This is a genomic window from Fictibacillus tiangongensis, assembly GCF_048083785.1.
Taxonomy (GTDB): domain Bacteria; phylum Bacillota; class Bacilli; order Bacillales; family Fictibacillaceae; genus Fictibacillus.
Map to the genome: position 1 here is coordinate 1,893,081 of NZ_CP182294.1, position 18,834 is coordinate 1,911,914.

Annotated in this window: 20 protein-coding genes and 1 other RNA gene; 17 read left to right on the forward strand and 4 right to left on the reverse strand. The window is 40.1% G+C overall.

What is annotated here, in order from left to right; genetic code table 11:
• Positions 1-12 precede the first annotated feature (12 nt).
• The 7 genes from ACNJYY_RS10225 (at position 13) to ACNJYY_RS10255 (ending at position 8,384) form a co-directional block, all read left to right on the forward strand.
• Positions 13-1,380: an aspartate aminotransferase family protein gene (locus ACNJYY_RS10225; RefSeq protein WP_416731607.1), complete on the forward strand. Its 1,368-nt coding sequence runs from the start codon at positions 13-15 to the stop codon at positions 1,378-1,380.
• 14 nt (positions 1,381-1,394) lie between these two features.
• Positions 1,395-2,126 carry a CoA transferase subunit A gene (locus ACNJYY_RS10230; RefSeq protein WP_416731608.1) on the forward strand — a complete coding sequence of 244 codons (732 nt, stop codon included), beginning with the start codon at positions 1,395-1,397 and terminating at the stop codon, positions 2,124-2,126.
• Positions 2,069-2,731 (forward strand): 3-oxoacid CoA-transferase subunit B, encoded by a 663-nt coding sequence (locus tag ACNJYY_RS10235; protein WP_416731609.1) that lies wholly within the window; start codon positions 2,069-2,071, stop codon positions 2,729-2,731. Before ACNJYY_RS10230 ends, ACNJYY_RS10235 begins: the two co-directional genes overlap by 58 nt.
• A gap of 19 nt (positions 2,732-2,750) precedes the next feature.
• Positions 2,751-4,013 (forward strand): peptidase, encoded by a 1,263-nt coding sequence (locus tag ACNJYY_RS10240; protein WP_416731610.1) that lies wholly within the window; start codon positions 2,751-2,753, stop codon positions 4,011-4,013.
• Positions 4,010-5,317: a 4-aminobutyrate--2-oxoglutarate transaminase gene (gene gabT / locus ACNJYY_RS10245; RefSeq protein WP_416731611.1), complete on the forward strand. Its 1,308-nt coding sequence runs from the start codon at positions 4,010-4,012 to the stop codon at positions 5,315-5,317. The genes ACNJYY_RS10240 and gabT overlap by 4 nt, the downstream gene beginning before the upstream one ends.
• A 142-nt stretch (positions 5,318-5,459) precedes the next feature.
• The gene (locus ACNJYY_RS10250) at positions 5,460-6,914 is read left to right on the forward strand and encodes a hypothetical protein (RefSeq protein ID WP_416731612.1); all 1,455 of its coding nucleotides are present in this window, start codon (positions 5,460-5,462) and stop codon (positions 6,912-6,914) included.
• A gap of 33 nt (positions 6,915-6,947) precedes the next feature.
• Positions 6,948-8,384, forward strand: coding sequence for a hypothetical protein (locus ACNJYY_RS10255; RefSeq protein ID WP_416731613.1), 1,437 nt, complete (start codon positions 6,948-6,950; stop codon positions 8,382-8,384).
• A 40-nt stretch (positions 8,385-8,424) separates the two neighbouring features.
• Here the strand turns inward: ACNJYY_RS10255 and ACNJYY_RS10260 are convergent, their stop codons facing one another.
• Positions 8,425-8,676: a DNA alkylation repair protein gene (locus ACNJYY_RS10260; protein ID WP_066394007.1), complete on the reverse strand. Its 252-nt coding sequence runs from the start codon at positions 8,674-8,676 to the stop codon at positions 8,425-8,427.
• A 108-nt stretch (positions 8,677-8,784) separates the two neighbouring features.
• Here ACNJYY_RS10260 and ACNJYY_RS10265 point away from each other — a divergent pair, with 108 nt between their 5' ends.
• The 3 genes from ACNJYY_RS10265 to ACNJYY_RS10275 all read left to right on the forward strand — a co-directional run bounded on the left by ACNJYY_RS10265 (position 8,785) and on the right by ACNJYY_RS10275 (position 10,110).
• Positions 8,785-8,925: a hypothetical protein gene (locus tag ACNJYY_RS10265; protein ID WP_171005448.1), complete on the forward strand. Its 141-nt coding sequence runs from the start codon at positions 8,785-8,787 to the stop codon at positions 8,923-8,925.
• A 30-nt stretch (positions 8,926-8,955) separates the two neighbouring features.
• Positions 8,956-9,140: non-coding RNA, 6S RNA (gene ssrS / locus ACNJYY_RS10270), on the forward strand.
• Positions 9,141-9,222: 82 nt separating this feature from the next.
• On the forward strand, positions 9,223-10,110 hold the full coding sequence (locus ACNJYY_RS10275; protein ID WP_416731614.1) for a 5'-3' exonuclease: 888 nt from the start codon (positions 9,223-9,225) through the stop codon (positions 10,108-10,110).
• Here the strand turns inward: ACNJYY_RS10275 and ACNJYY_RS10280 are convergent.
• A complete protein-coding gene (locus tag ACNJYY_RS10280; RefSeq protein WP_416731615.1) occupies positions 10,107-11,036 on the reverse strand; it encodes a DMT family transporter in 930 nt (309 codons plus the stop codon). The genes ACNJYY_RS10275 and ACNJYY_RS10280 overlap by 4 nt on opposite strands.
• Entirely contained in the window at positions 11,029-11,436 is a 408-nt protein-coding gene (locus ACNJYY_RS10285) for a reverse transcriptase-like protein (protein WP_416731616.1), read from the reverse strand. Before ACNJYY_RS10285 ends, ACNJYY_RS10280 begins: the two co-directional genes overlap by 8 nt.
• A gap of 70 nt (positions 11,437-11,506) precedes the next feature.
• Here ACNJYY_RS10285 and ACNJYY_RS10290 point away from each other — a divergent pair, with 70 nt between their 5' ends.
• From ACNJYY_RS10290 to ACNJYY_RS10300, 3 genes are read left to right on the forward strand one after another with little or no spacing between them, the layout of a single operon-like run.
• Entirely contained in the window at positions 11,507-12,175 is a 669-nt protein-coding gene (locus ACNJYY_RS10290) for a reverse transcriptase-like protein (protein ID WP_416731617.1), read from the forward strand.
• Between the two features lie 52 nt (positions 12,176-12,227).
• Entirely contained in the window at positions 12,228-12,527 is a 300-nt protein-coding gene (locus ACNJYY_RS10295; protein ID WP_416731618.1) for a DUF6123 family protein, read from the forward strand.
• 2 nt (positions 12,528-12,529) lie between these two features.
• Positions 12,530-13,174: an HD domain-containing protein gene (locus ACNJYY_RS10300; protein ID WP_416731619.1), complete on the forward strand. Its 645-nt coding sequence runs from the start codon at positions 12,530-12,532 to the stop codon at positions 13,172-13,174.
• Positions 13,175-13,650: 476 nt separating this feature from the next.
• Here ACNJYY_RS10300 and ACNJYY_RS10305 read toward each other — a convergent pair whose 3' ends face one another.
• Complete coding sequence (locus tag ACNJYY_RS10305) at positions 13,651-13,977, reverse strand: 2Fe-2S iron-sulfur cluster-binding protein (RefSeq protein WP_416731620.1); 327 nt, start codon at positions 13,975-13,977, stop codon at positions 13,651-13,653.
• Positions 13,978-14,156: 179 nt separating this feature from the next.
• On the opposite strand from ACNJYY_RS10305, the gene ACNJYY_RS10310 reads away from it, so the two are divergent.
• The 4 genes from ACNJYY_RS10310 (at position 14,157) to ACNJYY_RS10325 (ending at position 18,594) form a co-directional block, all read left to right on the forward strand.
• Positions 14,157-15,845 carry a formate--tetrahydrofolate ligase gene (locus ACNJYY_RS10310; RefSeq protein WP_416731621.1) on the forward strand — a complete coding sequence of 563 codons (1,689 nt, stop codon included), beginning with the start codon at positions 14,157-14,159 and terminating at the stop codon, positions 15,843-15,845.
• A gap of 54 nt (positions 15,846-15,899) precedes the next feature.
• Entirely contained in the window at positions 15,900-16,049 is a 150-nt protein-coding gene (locus ACNJYY_RS10315) for a YycC family protein (RefSeq protein WP_082861366.1), read from the forward strand.
• 82 nt (positions 16,050-16,131) lie between these two features.
• Positions 16,132-16,992 carry a S1 RNA-binding domain-containing protein gene (locus ACNJYY_RS10320; RefSeq protein WP_416731622.1) on the forward strand — a complete coding sequence of 287 codons (861 nt, stop codon included), beginning with the start codon at positions 16,132-16,134 and terminating at the stop codon, positions 16,990-16,992.
• 183 nt (positions 16,993-17,175) lie between these two features.
• Positions 17,176-18,594, forward strand: a complete 1,419-nt coding sequence (locus ACNJYY_RS10325) for an amino acid permease (RefSeq protein WP_416731842.1) — start codon at positions 17,176-17,178, stop codon at positions 18,592-18,594.
• Positions 18,595-18,834: the final 240 nt, after the last annotated feature.

The window sequence follows — 18,834 nt, forward strand, 5'->3', positions numbered from 1 at the left end:
GGAGCCTTTTTTATGAGAAAATCACATCTCATCAAACCGGTTCTAGGAAGCGACTACCCTGTTATCAGTCATGGCAAAGGAATCTATTTATACGATAAGAATGGAAAGCAATATATTGATGGCTCGTCAGGCGCGATCACTTGTAATATCGGTCACGGAGTACATGAAGTTGCTGAAGCGATGTGGAATCAAGCAAATCATGTATCTTTCGTTTACCGTTCGCAGTTTACAAGTGAAGCAGCAGAACAATTAGCGGAAAAGATAGCTCATTATGCCCCGGGAGATTTGAACTCAGTGTTCTTTGTAAATAGTGGATCAGAAGCAACCGAGACAGCACTTAAGGTTGCTATTCAGTATTTTCAAGAACAAGGAAACATGACGAAAACCAAAGTGATATCCCGATGGACCAGTTATCATGGAATAACTCTTGGCGCACTTTCCATGTCGGGTCACAAACTAAGACGACAACGGTTCACATCATTGCTTGAAGATTTTCCTGCTGCACATCCACCTTATTGTTACCAGTGCCCATTAAAAGAGTCCTACCCTGGTTGCGGAGTGAAATGTGCAGATGACTTAGAATCGTCGATACAAGCCATCGGACCAGACCAGATCGCTGCTTTTATCGCGGAACCGATCATCGGCGCATCTGGAGGAGCGATCGTACCACCAGACGAATACTTCGGAAAGATTAGAGAGATCTGTGATAAATATAATATTCTGCTGATCGCTGATGAAGTAATGACTGGTATGGGCCGTACGGGGAAAATGTTCGCGATGGAACATTGGAATGTAACGCCTGACATTATTGCGATAGGAAAAGGCATGAGTGCAGGCTATACACCGATGGCCGCAACCATCGTCTCAGACCGAATTATGAACGTGATCGAAGCGGGAAGTAAAGTAGTGATGAGCGGACACACGTTTAGCGCAAATCCACAATCTGCTGCGATTTGCCTAGCTGTTATTGATTATATGGAAAGAAATAAACTTCAGGAAAATGCTGGGGCTATGGGACAGTATCTGATCAATCACCTGCAGCGCCTTCAATGGAAATACCCGTTAATCGGAGATGTAAGAGGCAAGGGTCTATTATGTGGCATCGAATTTGTTAAAAATCCGATCACACGAGAACCTTTTTTGATCACTTCAAAAGTAACAGATCGATTATTATCTATCTGTTTTGACAACGGCTTGCTTGTTTATCCTGCGGTAGGGGGAGTTACTGGATTTTCTGGAGACTCTATTCTTTTGTCTCCGCCGCTAAACGTAACGAAAGAACAGATCACAGATATCATGGATATTCTCGATCAATCCATTGGTGAACTGACTACCCAGCTCATAACAGAAGGTTTATATATAACAGAAGCAACTAGCTGAAAGAGGTGTTGTGAATGGCCAAAGGTGTTGATAAACAGATCACACTAGAAAGTGCCTCTGCTTATTTTCATAATGGTATGTCACTTATGGTCGGCGGCTTTGGAGGAGTGGGTGCTCCTCCGACCCTTGTTAATCTTATCTTAGAAAAAGATATCAATGATATCTTTCTGATAAGTAACGATACAGGTTTCCCTTGGATCGGACCTGGTAAGCTGATCACGGAAAAAAGGGTGAAGAAATTAATAGCTTCTCATATCGGCTCAAACCCTGAAGCAGGTAAACAGATGCAAGATGGGTCTCTAGAAGTGGAATTTGTTCCGCAGGGCACACTTGCTGAAAAAATAAGAGCTGGAGGTATGGGGCTTGGCGGTATCTTGGTAGATGTTGGTCTAGGAACGGTAGTAGAAGCGAACAAAGAAAAAGTCTTGGTCAAGAACAAAGAATACATGATCGAACCAGCTCTAACAGCTGACGTGGCGATCGTTTATGCAAAAAAAGCCGATCGGTATGGAAATCTCATCTATGATAAGAGCGCTCGAAATACGAATCCACTCGTAGCTATGGGAGGACAGATAACGATCGCAGAAGTAGAAGAAATCGTTCCCATAGGTTCCCTTAATCCGGAAGAAATCGTTACCCCAGGCGTCTTTATAGACTATATCATTCAGAGTAAAGGAGTGGACTGGAAATGGGTTTGGGAATTGAAACAAGGCACAGGATCGCAAGAAGGGCAGCCCTCGAAATAACTAATGGAATGATCGTTAACCTTGGAATCGGTATTCCCACGCTTGTTGCAGATTATATTGAAAAAGACCTACATATCATGCTGCATACGGAAAACGGTATCTTAGGCATGGGTGGGTCACCACAAGCAGGTTTTGAAGATGGTAACCTATCAAATGCCGGAGGATATCCAGTTTCCATCAAGCCAGGAGCATCTTACTTTGACAGCGCTACGGCATTCGGAATCATTAGAAAGGGATTGCTTGATGTAACGATTTTAGGAGCTCTTGAAGTGAGTGAACGAGGAGACATTGCCAATTGGATCGTCCCAGGAAAGCGTGTTCCTGGAATGGGTGGAGCGATCGATCTTGCACAAAAAGCAAAGAAAGTCATTATTTTGATGAACCACACGGATAAGTACGGAAATCCTAAGATTGTTGAAAACTGTTCTCTTCCGCTTACGGTCAAGGAAGGTGCAGACATGATTATCACAGAAAAAGCCGTTTTTCACTGTGAAGATGGAAAACTTTATCTTCGTGAAATCATGAGCCCATATACGGTAGAAGATGTTATCGAGACAACGGGTGCTTCGATCGTTGTTGACGAACAGATCTCTGTTTTTCAATGAGAAGTGAGGGAGGTAACACATGTTAGTTAAAGAAAAACTCTCAAACTGGTTGATGAAGGAACAAGAAAATGCCATTAACTTTTTACAAAAAACGGTTCAAGAAGCAAGCACGACTGGAAATGAAACGGGTGTACAAAAGTTGATCGCGCGAAAACTTGAGGAAATGGGACTCGAGGTTGATATGTGGTACCCGGATGGTGAAGAGTTAGCGAAACATCCTAATTTTTGTGCAAGCCGGACAGATTTCAGTACAAGTCCTAATGTTGTTGGAATCTGGCGGGGAAAAGGAAACGGGCGTTCACTTGTTCTAAACGGTCATGTCGATGTCGTCCCAGAAGGTGATATAAATCAATGGAACGATCCTCCTTACAGTGGAAAAATAATAGATGGTAGACTCTACGGCAGAGGATCAACAGATATGAAAGGCGGAAACCTCTCCCTTTTGCTAGCCATTCAAGCACTTAAAGAAACAGGGGTTCAGTTAAAAGGTGATCTGCTCTTTCATAGTGTCATAGAAGAAGAGAGTGGCGGTGCAGGAACGCTCGCCGCAGTTCTAAGAGGGTACAAAGCAGATGCAGCTATAATTCCCGAACCTACGAATATGAAGATCTTTCCTGCTCAGCAAGGTTCAATGTGGTTCCGGCTCACCGTAAAAGGAAAAGCGGCACATGGCGGAACTCGGTATGAAGGAGTTAGCGCTATCGAAAAAGCGGTAGTTGTATTAGAGGCTATCAAACAGTTGGAAATCATCAGAAATGATAGAGTGACAGACCCTTTATATAAGGATATACCGATACCTGTTCCGATCAACGTAGGTAAGATATCTGGTGGAAACTGGCCGTCGTCTGTTCCAGATACGGTTGAAATAGAAGGAAGAGTAGGCGTTGCTCCTAATGAAACATTGGAAGAAGTAAAAAACGAACTAGAGAGTTATCTATTAAATGTTTCAGATCCGTGGCTAGAAGAGCATAAGGTCTCTGTAGAATGGTTCGGTGCACAATGGCTGCCAGGATTGATTGAAACACAACATCCTCTCATGAAAATGCTCTCAAAGAATTTTGAAGAGGTAGTTGGAGGTCAACCTATCATCGAAGCGTCTCCATGGGGAACTGATGGCGGCTTATTATCTCATGTCGGCGACACTCCGGCGATCGTGTTCGGGCCAGGAGTTACAGGGGTCGCACATTATCCAAACGAATATATTGAGGTTTCGAAGATCATGGAAGCTGCTGAGATCATAGCTTTAACGATCTATGACTGGTGTGGAGGCGAAAATGTATGAAGAAATCAGAAGAATTGTTAAAACGGAAAGAATTAAACGTCCCAAGAGGTCCTTTTAATACAGTCTTGAATTTTGTGGATCATGCTAGCGGAAGTACGATGGTTGATGTTGATGGTAACGAATATATTGATTTTGCTGGAGCGATCGGGACATTAAACGTTGGTCATTGTCCGCAAAGAATAGTAGAAGCACTTAAAAACCAGGTGGAAAAATACATTCACCCATGTTTTCACGTGATGATGTATGAACCGTACGTTCAGCTGGCAGAGAAGCTGAACGAGATCACACCTGGTGATCATCATAAGAAAACGTTCTTTTTAAATAGTGGTGCAGAAGCTGTGGAAAACGCGGTTAAAATCGCAAGGAAATATACTGGAAGAAAAGCCATCATCTCGTTTGAACGTGGATTTCACGGCAGGACGTTGCTCGCCATGAGTTTAACAAGCAAAGTAAAACCATATAAGTTCGAGTTTGGACCTTTTGCACCAGAAACATATAAGATGCCCTATCCTTATTATTATCGTGAGGATCGTAACGTTGAGGAAACCGATAGAGCGATCTTAAAGAAATTTGAAGACTTCTTCTTAGGAGAAGTTCCACCTGAGGAAATTGCAGCGATCATTTTTGAACCTGTTCAAGGTGAGGGAGGGTTCGTTATTCCTTCGAAAACGTTCGTTAAAGGTCTTCGCGAGATTTGTGATAAATACAATATCCTGTTAATCGCCGATGAGATACAGACTGGATTCGGCCGTACAGGAAAGATGTTTGCGATGGAACATTTTGATGTTGTTCCAGATCTCATGACCCTGTCGAAATCAATAGCGGCCGGCCTGCCGATATCAGCTGTAACAGGCAGAGCGGAGATCATGGATGCACCAGCGCCAGGTGAGATCGGGGGTACCTATGGAGGAAGTCCATTAGGATGTGTTGCAGCGCTAGAGGTCATCTCAATGATTGAAGAAGAAGGTTTGTTAACAAGAGCGAATCTGATCGGAGAGAGAATTACCAATACCTTTTCAAAATGGAGAGATCAATACGAATTTGTTGGTGATGTTCGAGGTATAGGTGCTATGTGTGCGCTCGAGATCGTGAAAGATAAAGTGACGAAAACACCAGACCCTATTCGTGCGAAGAAAATCATTGCACTTTGTAACCAAAATGGCGTAGCCATTATGGGAGCTGGTCTTTACAGCAACGTTATCCGGATACTCTCACCACTCGTAATCTCTGATGAACAGCTTCATAAAGGCTTGAACGTGATTGAGAAACAGCTTGCGAAAGTAAGTGAAATGGTATCGTCATAAATCCTTGTTGCAACCTCGTCTCTAAGACGAGGTTGCTTTCTAGTTATAAGCATTATTTTTTCAAATTAATGGATATTTACGAAATGAAAATTCGGAAAATTATGCTAATATGATGGTATAGATACTAAAGGGGCTGTACGACTTGCAAATCATAAAAAAATTGCTGATCGGTTCTGTCTTAATTGGTGGATTTGTTGTTTATACACAGTACGAAAAAAGCGCTGAACCAACTTGGACGGTGAATTCAGAACAATTTTCGGTTGTGAACACATTAAAAGATGGAATGAAAAGAGAATATATCAAGTTTGATGAATTAGAGCTGATTGATAAATACGGTTTTCTTAAAGAAGTAAACAAGACAGTGACGCTAAAAGAATCGTATCGAACGTTAAAGATTGAAAAGATTTGGAACATGAATGGCCGCATGTATCTTTTATACAGTGTAGACGTTAAAGAAAGAGATAAGGACGAGTATCATATTCCAAGGCTCTCTATAAAAAACATGCAGTTTCAAACAAAAGATGGTAAAGAGCTCGTCCTCAAGGCTGGTGAAGAAATGAGTAAACATGGAACTAGAGACGAAGGGTTCGTTTATAAGCACCGTTTATACCGTTCCATGATGCTGATGCCGAGTATGTTCGATTCATCAGAGAACGATTGGTCGATCGTATCAAAAGCAAAAATCGTTCGTCTACAGGACCTCACCATCTCTTCTAAAGACAATGGGGTAGATTCAATTGAGGATATAGCGTTACCTGTACCTTCCGAAGATCCTTATACAAAAGTATTGAAAAGTGAACCGATCGATCAAACGTTTACATATGGAGATAACCAAAAAGTTAAGATCAAATCAATAGATGCTTTACTTTATGAACAGAGATTAAGCGTAGAAATCCCAAATGATGAAAGTTTAATCGGATTTGCAAGCAAAGATAACACACTACATGATTTACCTTCTACATATGGAATTCTTGGAACCAAAGAAAATGGCTATTATGTTCCCGTTTATGATATGCAGGAAAAGATGGAGAAGAAGAAAGAAAAAACTCTCACATTCACTTCTTCTGTACATAAAGATCCTCGAACTTTCTCATGGAGAATTCCTAAAAAAGATATACAAACATTTATGAAAAATAAAAATCAACCGGTTCTAAAGAATCAAGAAATATTAAGAATGAATGGTACGGTACTACGCTATGAAGGAATCACTTTGTTTGAAGAAAGCCCCAGAATCAAGTTGAGCTTATTAACGGACATTGATCAACAACTAAATCATCTGCGTTTGATTCCGGATCATTATTATAGTGATGCTGAAGTATCTGACGATTACGAAAGAGTGTACAAAAACAATATCATCATGATCTCAGGTGAGAATAAAAAGAGAATCAATAATTTTGAATTGCAAAGAGCAGAAGAAGAAAACAAAGCCACTTACTATATCACGTTTTATAACAAAGAAGAGATGGAAAGCGGTGAGATGAAACCGATCTTGATTCCTGAGAGTGACTTGACGATCACGGTATCCAATCTCTCTTATCTAAAGCCTCTTCCTAATCCAGTGGACATTAAATATAAGAACATCATGATCATGAACTGATAAACCAGGAAAGTGTAAAGGAGACAGATTACTTTGAGCAACAAGCGAAATAAGATCATCATTGGATTTTTGCTGTTAATTGCATTTGTCATTTACACGCAATATGAAAAAAGCGCAGAGCCAACGTGGAAAGTTAACGATGAAAATTTTGTTGTGATGGAAGATTGGGAAGAACTAATGGATACAGAGAAATCAAAATTTAGTGACCTTAAGTTTGCCGATCATTTCAAGTTATTAAAAAACAGTCAGATCTCTATACCATTAGCGAATAATCAGCGAAAGTTCCAGGTGGAAAGAACCTATAACTTCGGACAACAGCTGTACATTCTATACAGTGTAGACCTTGTAGAACGGGATAAACAGGAGAGTGATATTCCTCGATTATCGGTTAATCAAGTTGAGATCACATCCAAGAAGGGAAAGACTTTTCATTTTCCTATCGATATGTATGAAGGAGAAGGCGCAATCGGTGGTGTTGTGTACAAACATAAATTATACCGGTCCATGATGGTGCATGCTCAATATGATAACATTGAAACCGATGAAGATTGGAAAGAGGTCTTTAGCAGTGAGACGGTTAAACTTCTGAACCCAACATTGACTTCAAACAAAGCAAAGATGAAGTTAGATCACTTAACTTTTAAAGTCAAGCCTCATAATGTTTTTGATCTGCCTCCTGTTCTTGCTGCAGAAAAAATTGATCGATCTCTGCAGCTTTACAACAACAAAGAAGTCCACCTGGATGCGTTTGAAATCTATCAGATGGGATCAAGAATCAAGTTGGACTCAAATATTGATAAAGATCTTGTTTCTCTATTGGGAACCATTGAAAATGGACAGGATAATTATACGTTACATGCAGATATCACAGAAAATGAAGGTTCAGGGTACTTTATGGAAACGTATACTGCTCTAGATGACCTTCTTAATATGAACGATAGAGATCATATAAAATTGTCGTTTACACACTCCGTTCATAGAACGGACAAATCGTATGCATTTTCAGTATCTAAACAAGATCTTGAGCAATTTGCAAGCAATCCTGAAAAAGATATAACAAGAAATGAAGTTATCGCGAACGACAGTGATTATAAAGTCATTTACAGAGGAATTGAAAATGATGTTTCAAACAACGAAAAAGGAATTCGGTTTTCTATAGAGAGCAAAGCAGAAAACGCAGGACAAGACGAATATCTTTATTTTCAACCCAATTATAATGAGAATAGAATCCATAACGAAGAACGTTTTATGAACAACCTTGTCACGATCAAAAATTCGTCAGGAGAAACACTGCAAAATTTTGATGTGATGCAAACGTATGACAGTGAGCAATCAGGGTTCTTCTTATTTTTTCATGACGGTCTTCCGAAAGATGACCTCTCCATTACTCTTTCAAAAATAGCAAAAATTCATCCCTTACAAGAAAAAACAGAAGTACCATTAAAACTTCCTACAGCTAACAAACATTAGAAAAAAAGACTGCCGATAATTTTTAACGGCAGTCTTTTTTCTATGCTCTCGGATTACTTTGTGCACGTTTGATATACATCTCTTCTTCTCCTACGATGCCACATGCTCCGCACTGAATCAATCGTTCTGAACCTTTATACGGAAGATGGAACATATCTAACTCACCATCTTCATACTGCTGAACTACATCACCAGTGGATGGATCCAGCTTCACCGCTACAGGATTTTGTTCGATCACGTTAAATCGCGTGCGGTTCGTCTTACAGTTTGGACATAAATAAGGATTTGCCATTTTTAAGAAACCCTCCTTTTTTAGTCTTAAGTTAACCAGTCAAGGAAAAATTATGTAAGTTATATTTTTATTTCATTTAGCCATAGTAAGAAAAAGGAGGGATACATCATGGGTAAACAGAAAAAAGCCAACGCTAATGCACAGCGCAATAACAACGTGAAAGAAAACGGTGCAGACAACCAAACAGAATTTGCGTCATATGCTGAAATGGAAGTAGAAAAGATGCATCACGGCAAAAAAACAAAATGATTTTACTTCTAAAGAAACTGGTAGTATAATAAAATTCTGCGATGTTCGTGGCTTTTCCATGTCTTTAACCTATGTGCTAATGACGGGAATCCAATATGATCTGTCAGACAGTCAAGCCTAGCATTCGACTTGGAAGGCTGTAACGGCAGCTGCGGATACCCACCTGAGAGATCAGGTTCCAAAGGCATATAAAGTCACGGCAGAGCGGATTTTACTTAAACGACAACAAGCGTATTTTACATCACATGTAAAATGCGCTTTTTTCATAACATATTTCTACCGGGGGATAAAAAGAAGATGGAAAAGAAAGAAGTATTACTGTTAATCGATGGATTCAACCTGCTCAGCAGATGTTATTTTGCTACAGCTTATGGAAAAGAAATGCATGATCTTCCTCGAAACTCAAAAGGGCAGTTTACAAATGCCATACGCGTTACCATTCAGAAACTGCTTATGCTCGTTCGAGATCATGAGCCTTCTCATATTGTTGTTGCTTGGGATGTTAAACGTGATGAGACACTCCGAAGAGAAAAGTTTGCTGATTACAAAGGAACAAGAAATGAGCTGCCTGAGCCACTTATCCAGCAATTTGAGACACTTGTTCAACTTTTTGATAATATCGGAATCACGCAGCTTACGATTCCTAGATATGAAGCGGATGATATCATTGGTACACTGGCGTATCGCTGGCGAAACGAACGTGACGGAGAATGTATCATCTACAGCAACGATCGCGATCTTTTGCAGCTCCTTTGCGAGAAGACTTCACAGCTTATTACAGTAAAAAGAGATGAGCTAAAATATACGCTGAATCACTTCCAAGAAGAGTATGGAATTACGCCTGCTCAGTGGATCGATGTTAAAGCTTTACTAGGCGATAAAAGTGATAATATTCCTGGGGTAGCGGGAGTTGGCGACAAAGCTGCACTTCCACTCATACAACAATATGGTGCGGTTGAGTCGATCTATGAAAATTTTGAGAAGTTAGATCCTAGATATAAGAGGTATTTGAAAAAACTCGAAGCAGGGCGCGAGATGGCTGTTCTTAGTAAAGATTTATGTACGATTTTTACAGATGTTCCTGAAGTAGTCGACAGAGACTTAGAGGAATGCCGATATATTTTAGATAAACAGAGTGTTCGAAGCGCATTAGAAGAATTAGAGATTCAAATAAGAGTGGGTTAAGTAAGATCCCACTCTTTTTGTTTGCGTTTTATAAACTTTTTATTGAACCTAATTTCAGATAAAATCATGCCGAGTAAAATCAATCCGCAACCAAACAATGATTTTGAACCCAGTCTTTCATTGAGCATGATATAAGCAGTAAGGGCCGCAAAAACAGGTTCCATCGCGAAGATCAGTGCAACTCTTGCAGGCGTTGTGAACGATTGAAAATGTGTTTGAGCCAAAAAAGCTAGAGCAGTTGCAAAGAATGAGGTGATCAAGAGAGCACTGATTACTTCCGGCTGTTGTACCAGCTTGGCCGTGAACATCTTCTGCCAATCTTCCATCATGATTGCAGTGATAAAACTAAAAAGAGCAACGGTCAGAAGTTGGATAATAGTTAGACAGATAGCGTTATATGATGAAGCAAACTTTCCTGTGAACACGATATGAAGAGCAAATGAAATAGCACATAATAGTACATAACCATCGCCAGTGTTCAAGGAGAGGCTGTTGTGGATGGTTAATAAATATAAACCGAGTACAGCTATTATAGAGCTGATCCCTACTTGCCAATTCAGTTTGTTTTTTAACAATAAATAACTGAACAAAGGCACCAAGACAACACTTAATCCTGTTATGAACCCAGCTTTTGAAGACGTGGTATATAACAATCCAACGGTCTGAAACCCGTACCCTAAAAATAGCCAAAAGCCAAGTATGATGCCGCTGATCCATATGTTTCTGTTTGAAAAATGACTGAGAGATGAACGGTTAAACAAGAAGATAATTAGCAATAATGTTATGGCGGCAATGGAAAATCGCACGCTGTTAAATGAATAAGGTTCTAAGAACGCGATTGCTTTCTGGACGATAACAAAAGTCGACCCCCAGATCAGGGCTACGAGGAGTAGATTGAAGTCGGCAAACCAAGTCTTTTTAAACATCTGACGGTCTCTTGTTTAATTGGATGGCTTGTCGTGCAAGTTCGTCTGCGATCTTATTTTGCTTTGAAGGAATCCATTTTATAAAAAACAGATCCAATTGCTCTGAAAGATGTAGAGCTTCTTCTAAAAGTTTTGTATAACGTTTATCTTTTGCAAATCTTTTATCCACCGCGCTCTCAACTGCTTGTGAGTCTGTGCGGAACGATACGATTTTCCAATCATGCTCAATACATAATTCTAAACCATGTATAAGAGCTCTATATTCCGCTTCATGGTTACTCATCGTACCGATTGGAAAACGATACGAATGTGTAGTGCCGTTTCCGACTTTTACATATACGCCAGCTCCGGAAAGTCCGGGATCACCTGCACTTGCACCATCAATGTATATCTCTATCAATTCTTTCTCTCCTCTGTATGATTATATTTGTATTATAAAGGACTTTATTAAAAACAAAAAGGAGATTACTATGAACTTCTCAATAGAGTATATGTATAAACATCCCAAGTCCCCCTTTAAAGTTCGATTTGTTTCAGATCCTATGCCTCTAACTGAAGCCCTTTTTACAGCAACTGATTTGGAGAAAACCGGAAGAGTATCTGAATTGATTTTTATTGATACAAAAGATGTAACTTGGACGAAGAAAGAGCTGACTAAATTAACGCAAGTCAAAAAAGAAGAACCAAAAGATATCTCTGTTTATTTCGATGGAGGTTTTAAATCGGAAACGGGAACTAGTGGACAAGGTATTATTATTCATTTTTCTCAAAACGGGATAACCTATCGAATTAAAAAGAACGCGAGTCTGACCAATCTTGAATCCAATAACGAATCAGAATATGCTGCACTTTGGATAGCGGTAAAAGAACTCGAAGAACTTGGAGTTCAATATGAAGAAGTTAGAATTCAAGGAGATTCAAAGGTTGTTATAGAGCAATTAAAAGGGGAATGGCCTTGTTATGAAACGAACCTCCAGAACTGGGCAGATAAAATCGAAACACTATTGAAGAAACTACAGATCGAACCTGTTTATGAATGGGTGGCTAGAAACAAGAACAAAGATGCAGATCATCTCGTAACGCAAGCATTGAACGGAAAAATCATACAAGCGAAGAAAGAAGTCATTGATAATTCCTGAATAATACTGGTACAATTTACTAGAATCTTTGGATTTTGGGGTTGAGGTAGAAATGAATGAGAACGTTCTAAGTGACTATATAGCATTATTAGCTTCAAAAGGGTTTCGTCTTAATGATGGAGACCTTCATTTTGTGGACTTTGGAAAACATTATACAGATGCAAGTGAACCTCAAGTGAAAATAGCATTAGAAGTTACATTAATTAACCAGTTATCGTTTGACGGAAGTTACTTTATTGCCGTATTAGAGTCTTTAGTTAACGAAAATATCACCTCAAAGCAAAAAGCGTATGAACTACTAGATCGGTTACAGACCAACAACGAAAGAAAACATTCTTGTACAGTGGGGTAAGCATGAAAGAGAAGATGATCGAACAAACAGAGAAGTTTGTAAAAGATAAGTTAAGAAACGAGAGCAGTGGACATGACTGGTATCATATCTATCGTGTTAAAAATCTGTCTCTGAACATTGCAGAAAAAGAAGGTGCAGATCACTTTGTATGTGTGATGGCGGGACTTCTTCATGATATAGCAGATGAAAAAATTGCAGGAACTGAAGAAGAAGGACTTCAAGAAGTAAAAAATTGGTTAGAATCTATTTCTGTCGAGGAACCTTACATCACGCACATATTGTCAATCATCTCTACGATGTCATTTAAAGGCGGTAACGGAAAAGAGATGGAATCAGTTGAAGGTAAAGTCGTTCAGGACGCAGACCGCTTAGACGCGATCGGAGCAATAGGAATCGGTAGAACATTCGCTTATTCTGGAGCGAAGGGACAGTTGATGTATGATCCTGAGATTCCTGTTCGAGAAACGATGACCAAAGAGCAATATCGCAATGAAAAGAGTACAGCTATAAATCACTTCTATGAAAAGCTGTTAAAGTTAAAGCATGGGATGAATACCCCTTATGCAAAAAAACTAGCGAATGACCGGCATGCCTTTCTAGAAAACTTTCTAGAGCAGTTTTTTGAAGAATGGGAAGGCAAAAAGTGAGTAAGTTTTCTATGAAAGTGGTTGATTTCCACTCCAGGTTGCTCGCTTTCCATGGGGCGAACGGTGAGCCTCCTGCCACGTGCCATTAGGAGTCTCCAACTGACTAGTTACAGAGGCTGGCCCCTCGAGGTCAAAAGTTAAATGGCTCAGAAGGCAAAGTGCGCCTTCAAATCCATTCACCTTTTGCTTGTCGGGGCTGAACGCGCCACTTCCACTTTTTGGACAGACCGCTTCAAGGTTGTCTCTCTGCTCCTGCGTCTACAAGTTTAGCTAACGAAGTGCTTTCCTCGTCACATGCCTTACGAGAAGCTTCTCATGTGGCAGGCAGGCAACCTTGCGCTCCAATCAACATTCCTAGGAAGAGAAAATAAACATCCAAAATCAACATTCTTAGTTTAGGTTGTCCTTTCAAAGTGAATGATCTGTATTAAAAAAAGGCCAAAATAATGGCCTTTTTTAGTTACTTAGAATCTAGACTAACACTCTTCTGCTGGTCGAGGTCCTGCGTCTAATCCTTCTGATGTTACAGTAAGAACAGGATTGATCGATGCATCCTCACTCACACAGATCTGGCAAGACAACCTTACATTACCTGATAGACCCTTCGTAGCGATAATATTAGCTTCTTTTTCGCCGATCGGACCTAGATCTCCTGACAATACTTCCACTCGGCATGTTGTGCATTTTGCTTTGCCTCCACAGCGGTGAAGGATATCAATTCCATTGTCTTCAAGTGCATTAACAAGTTTTTTGCCATTCTCGATCTCGTATGTACCAAATCCTCGCACATCAATTTTTGCCATTTTACCTGCCTCCTTAAAATGAATACTTAGTATTTCTTTCCATTCTTATTATACGATAACCTCTTACCAAGTAAACTACAGGATTAAAAGTTGTAATAGAAAAACTAATCGCATCACATACTTGTTTCATATACAATAGAGAGTGGAGTCAATTACATATGATGGAGGGTTAAATCAACATGCTAGAAAAGGTTACGTTCAAAAGTGATATCGAGATTGCCCAATCAGCGAAAATGCTGCGAATCGAAGAAATTGTAGGACAACTAGGAATTGAAGAAGATGATTGGGAACCTTATGGAAGATACAAAGGAAAGCTCTCATTAGATCTGTTTCAAAAGCTTCAGAATGTTGAAGATGGAAAAGTAGTCTTAGTTACAGCGATTAGTCCAACACCAGCAGGAGAGGGTAAGTCTACAGTGACCGTGGGGCTTGGACAAGCACTCAATCGAGTTGGAAAGAAAACGATTATCGCTTTACGTGAACCATCACTCGGCCCTAGCATGGGTATTAAAGGTGGTGCAGCAGGTGGAGGGTACTCACAAGTGATGCCGATGGAAGATATCAATCTGCACTTTACAGGAGACCTGCACGCGATTACGACCGCTAATAACGCATTAGCTGCATTGATCGATAACCATATACATCAAGGGAATGAATTGAATATAGATCCACGCCGAATCGTTTGGAAGCGTGCGTTAGATATGAATGACCGAGCATTAAGAAAGATTGTCATCGGCTTAGGTGGACCCGTTCAAGGTGTACCGCGAGAAGATGGATTCGATATCACCGTAGCATCAGAAGTGATGGCGATCTTCTGTCTGGCTAATGATCTAGAAGACTTGAAGATGAGACTTTCTAAGATGGTTGTAGCGTTTGATTACGACAATCAGCCTGTAACCGCTGGACATCTGAATGCTCATGGTGCATTAACTCTATTACTGAAAGATGCGATCCGTCCGAATATCGTACAAACATTAGAAAACACGCCGGCACTTGTTCATGGTGGACCGTTTGCTAATATTGCTCATGGGTGTAATAGCGTGATAGCGACAAAGTTAGCTTCTAAACTTGGTGAGATGGTCGTAACCGAAGCTGGATTCGGTGCTGATTTAGGAGCCGAGAAGTTCTTAGACATTAAAGCGAGATATGCGGGTATCAATCCAAGCGCTGTTGTAATTGTTGCTACAGTAAGAGCACTTAAGATGCATGGTGGTCTTGCAAAAGAATATTTGAAGAACCCGGACTTAGAAGCTCTTCAAAAAGGAATGCCAAACCTTGAGAAACATTTAGATACGTTGAAAGAATTTGGTGTGCCTGTAGTGGTAGCTATCAACAAATTTGTGACCGACACGGACGAAGAGGTTGCTTTCATAAAAGATTGGTGCAATTCTAAAGGTGTTGCTGCTGAAGAAGCTGATGTTTGGGCTAAAGGCGGACAAGGTGGAGAAGCACTAGCAAATAGAGTGTTAGAAACCATCGAATCAGAAGAGAATAACTATAGACCTCTTTATGAACTAAACGCTTCTTTACAAGAAAAAATAGAGACGATCTGTAAAAAAGTGTACGGAGCAGGAGAAGTACAGTTCTCACCAAAAGCTGTAAAACAAATGAAGCAGTTTACTGATTTCGGGTGGGATCAGTTGCCGATATGTATGGCTAAAACTCAATATTCCTTCTCAGATGATCCAAAAAAACTCGGTCGTCCAGAAAACTTTACGATTACGATCAGAGAACTAAAACCGTCGATTGGTGCCGGGTTTATCGTTGCCCTCACAGGAGATGTAATGACGATGCCAGGACTGCCAAAAGTTCCGGCGGCAAACAACATGGATGTATCAGAAGATGGAAAAGCAGTAGGACTATTTTAAGAAATAGTGTAAAGTATCCTTATAAACTGCTATACTTCTGTAGGAGGGGTGCATATGAAACCATTACAATTATCAGCTGATACTGCGGTAAAGTTAGCGAAAGCGCTAAACGTTCCACTCGAACAGTTGATGCATATGCCTCAGCATATTTTGGTGAAAAAGCTGATGGAATTGGAAGCATCCAAAGAAAATAAAGATGAATAATTAAGAACAAGAAGGCGAAAACCTACTATGTAGGTTTTTTCTTTTTTTCTTAATCTATCTATTAAAAAAAAGGAATGAAAATATGGAAACAAAAAAACCGGGTTTAGTGTATACACTTAAAGTTGTACGAGTTTCGGATCTTGGCTATGTATTAGATCTTGAAGATGGGAAAGAAGTCCTTTTACATCGGGCTGAAGCAAAAAGTAAGCATGAAGAAGGAAACATGGTAGAAGTCTTTTTATATCAAGATCACGAAGGAAGACTCGCAGCTACCGAAACGATACCAAAAGTTCGTCTCGATTCATTAGCTTGGTTAGAAGTTGCAGGTGTAAATCGTAAGTTAGGAGTATTTCTTCATATCGGTATTAAAAAAGATATCCTCTTATCAAAAGACGACCTTCCTGAATCATGGGATGAATGGCCGCATCTTGGCGACCGTGTATATTCAGGTATGAAGCTGGATAAAAAAGGCCGAATCTTTGCTGACTTAGCTACAGAAGAAGAGATGGTAGAACAAGCGGAAAGTGCAACAGAAGAAATGTTTAACCAACAAACGTCCGGATATGTTTACAAGATCAATGAAGCAGGCGTGCTTCTGTTTACTGAGTCAGGGCATATCGGATTCATTCATAACGACGAATTGAAGGTGAAACCGCGCCTTGGGCAGAAGCTTGGAGCTCGTGTAGCATTCGTTCGAGAAGATGGAAGAATGAACTTATCGATGAGAGCAAGAAAAGAGATTGCTTACAGTGAGGATTCTGAACGAATCTATCAATATTTAAGGGAAAACAAAGGACAGATGCCACTTACAGACAAATCATCTCCAGAAGAGATCAAAGAGACTTTTCAGATGAGCAAAGCTTCATTTAAACGAGCTCTAGGTAAGCTTATGAAAGAAGAGAAAATCGTTCAAGAAGATGGAAAAACGTATCTTCAAATTTAAGGAACTGGGTCTGATTAATCAGGCTCTTTTTTCTTTTTAAAGGGATACTTCCTATAATTATTGTTTTTTTTACTGCTCTATTTTTATATTTTCGATTCTTTTCTTTCGTCTAGACATCTTAGCCAATGTTACTTCAGGATTTGCAATGTACTTCATTGGGTAAAATACGAAGAGAAAGGTGGAATCACTTTGAAAAGAAATCTAGGCTTTTGGGTCTTAACCGCGCTTGTTGTAGGAAATATGGTAGGATCGGGTATTTTCATGTTGCCACGATCATTAGCAGAAGTAGCTAGTCCATCTGGTGTATTAACAGCCTGGCTGATCACAGGTTTTGGTGTATTGATGACAGCTCTTGTTTTTGGAAACCTGAGTTTAAGAAAACCTGAATTAAATGGAGGTCCTCAAAACTACGCGAAGGCTTTGTTTAAAGAGAATTCACGATCCTCACTATTAGCAGGATACCTTGTAAGCTGGGGATATTGGGTAGCTAACTGGTCAGGTAACGTTGCGATCATCACTACGTTTGCCAGTTATCTTTCAACTTTTTTCCCTGTTATGACGAACAAAGCCATTTTATTCACCGTGATGGGGACATCTGTAAGAATAGGTGGAGTCATCACGTTTATTATCTGTTCCGTTCTTTTGTGGAGCGTACACATCTTGATTCTGAACGGTATCGAGGGAGCAGGAAAGGTAAACTTTATTGCAACTCTAGCCAAAGTTTTAGGATTCTTATTATTTATAATAGCTTGTTTATTCGCGTTCCAAAGCAGTAATCTTATTCCTTTCTATGCACCCATCGAGAGTGAAGGCGGTGTTACTTCCGGTTTCCTATCTCAGATAAATAATGCGGCGATCGCGACCCTTTGGGCTTTTGTCGGAGTTGAATCTGCAGTTGTATTCGCGACTCGTGCCAAAAAGAAAAGAGATGTAAAAAAGGCGACGATCCTTGGTCTGATCATTGCACTTCTTTTGTATTTAAGTATCACGTTGTTAGTCATGGGAACTCTTAAGCAAGAAGAATTGATCAACTCTCAAAAACCACTTGTTGATTCATTAATGGCAGCAATTGGACCATCCGGCAGTATGATCATGGCCGTCTTAGGAGTGGTCTCTTTATTGGGAGCGACTGTTGGTTGGGTTTTGCTTTCCGCTGAAGTGCCGTTTCAGGCAGCACAGCAGCGGATGTTTATCACGAACTTTTTAAAAGAAAATAAAAAAGGTGCACCCGTTTTCTCTCTTTGGATCACAAACCTTTGTACTCAGCTATTCTTGTTTTCTGTTATTTCTCAGTCGATGGCGTCTGCTTTTGATTTTATGATCTTTATTGCGACACTCGCTTTTCTCGTTCCATATTTATTCGCTTCTCTATATCAGTTGAAGCTCGTAATGAGAGGTGAGACGTATGAGAAATCGGGGAGAGGTCGAACGATGGATGGTATTATTGCTGCAGTTGCTGCCATCTATTCGTTCTGGGTCATCTATGCAGGAACGGCAGATCTCAAGACCTTCTTATTCGGAATCGCCTTACTTGCATCGGGTATCTTATTTTATCCCTTCGTTCCAAAACAAACTGAACCCATCAAAAAACCGGCTGATTAATAGCCGGTTTTTTTATAGCTCTTTGTAAAAGATTGTTGCCTTTAAGTCTTTTTTTTCGCTTCTTTGACTTTTGATTGAAGTGGAGGATGCGAGACTTTAGGCAAGGCCAGGCTGTCAGTCGGAAGAGTGGGAATGGCTCGTTCAGCCCCGACCAAAAGTTGAGGCAATGAAGGCGCAATTTGCCTTCTTGAACGTTTAACTTTTGACCTCGAGGGGCTAGCCATTGCAACTAGACAGGTG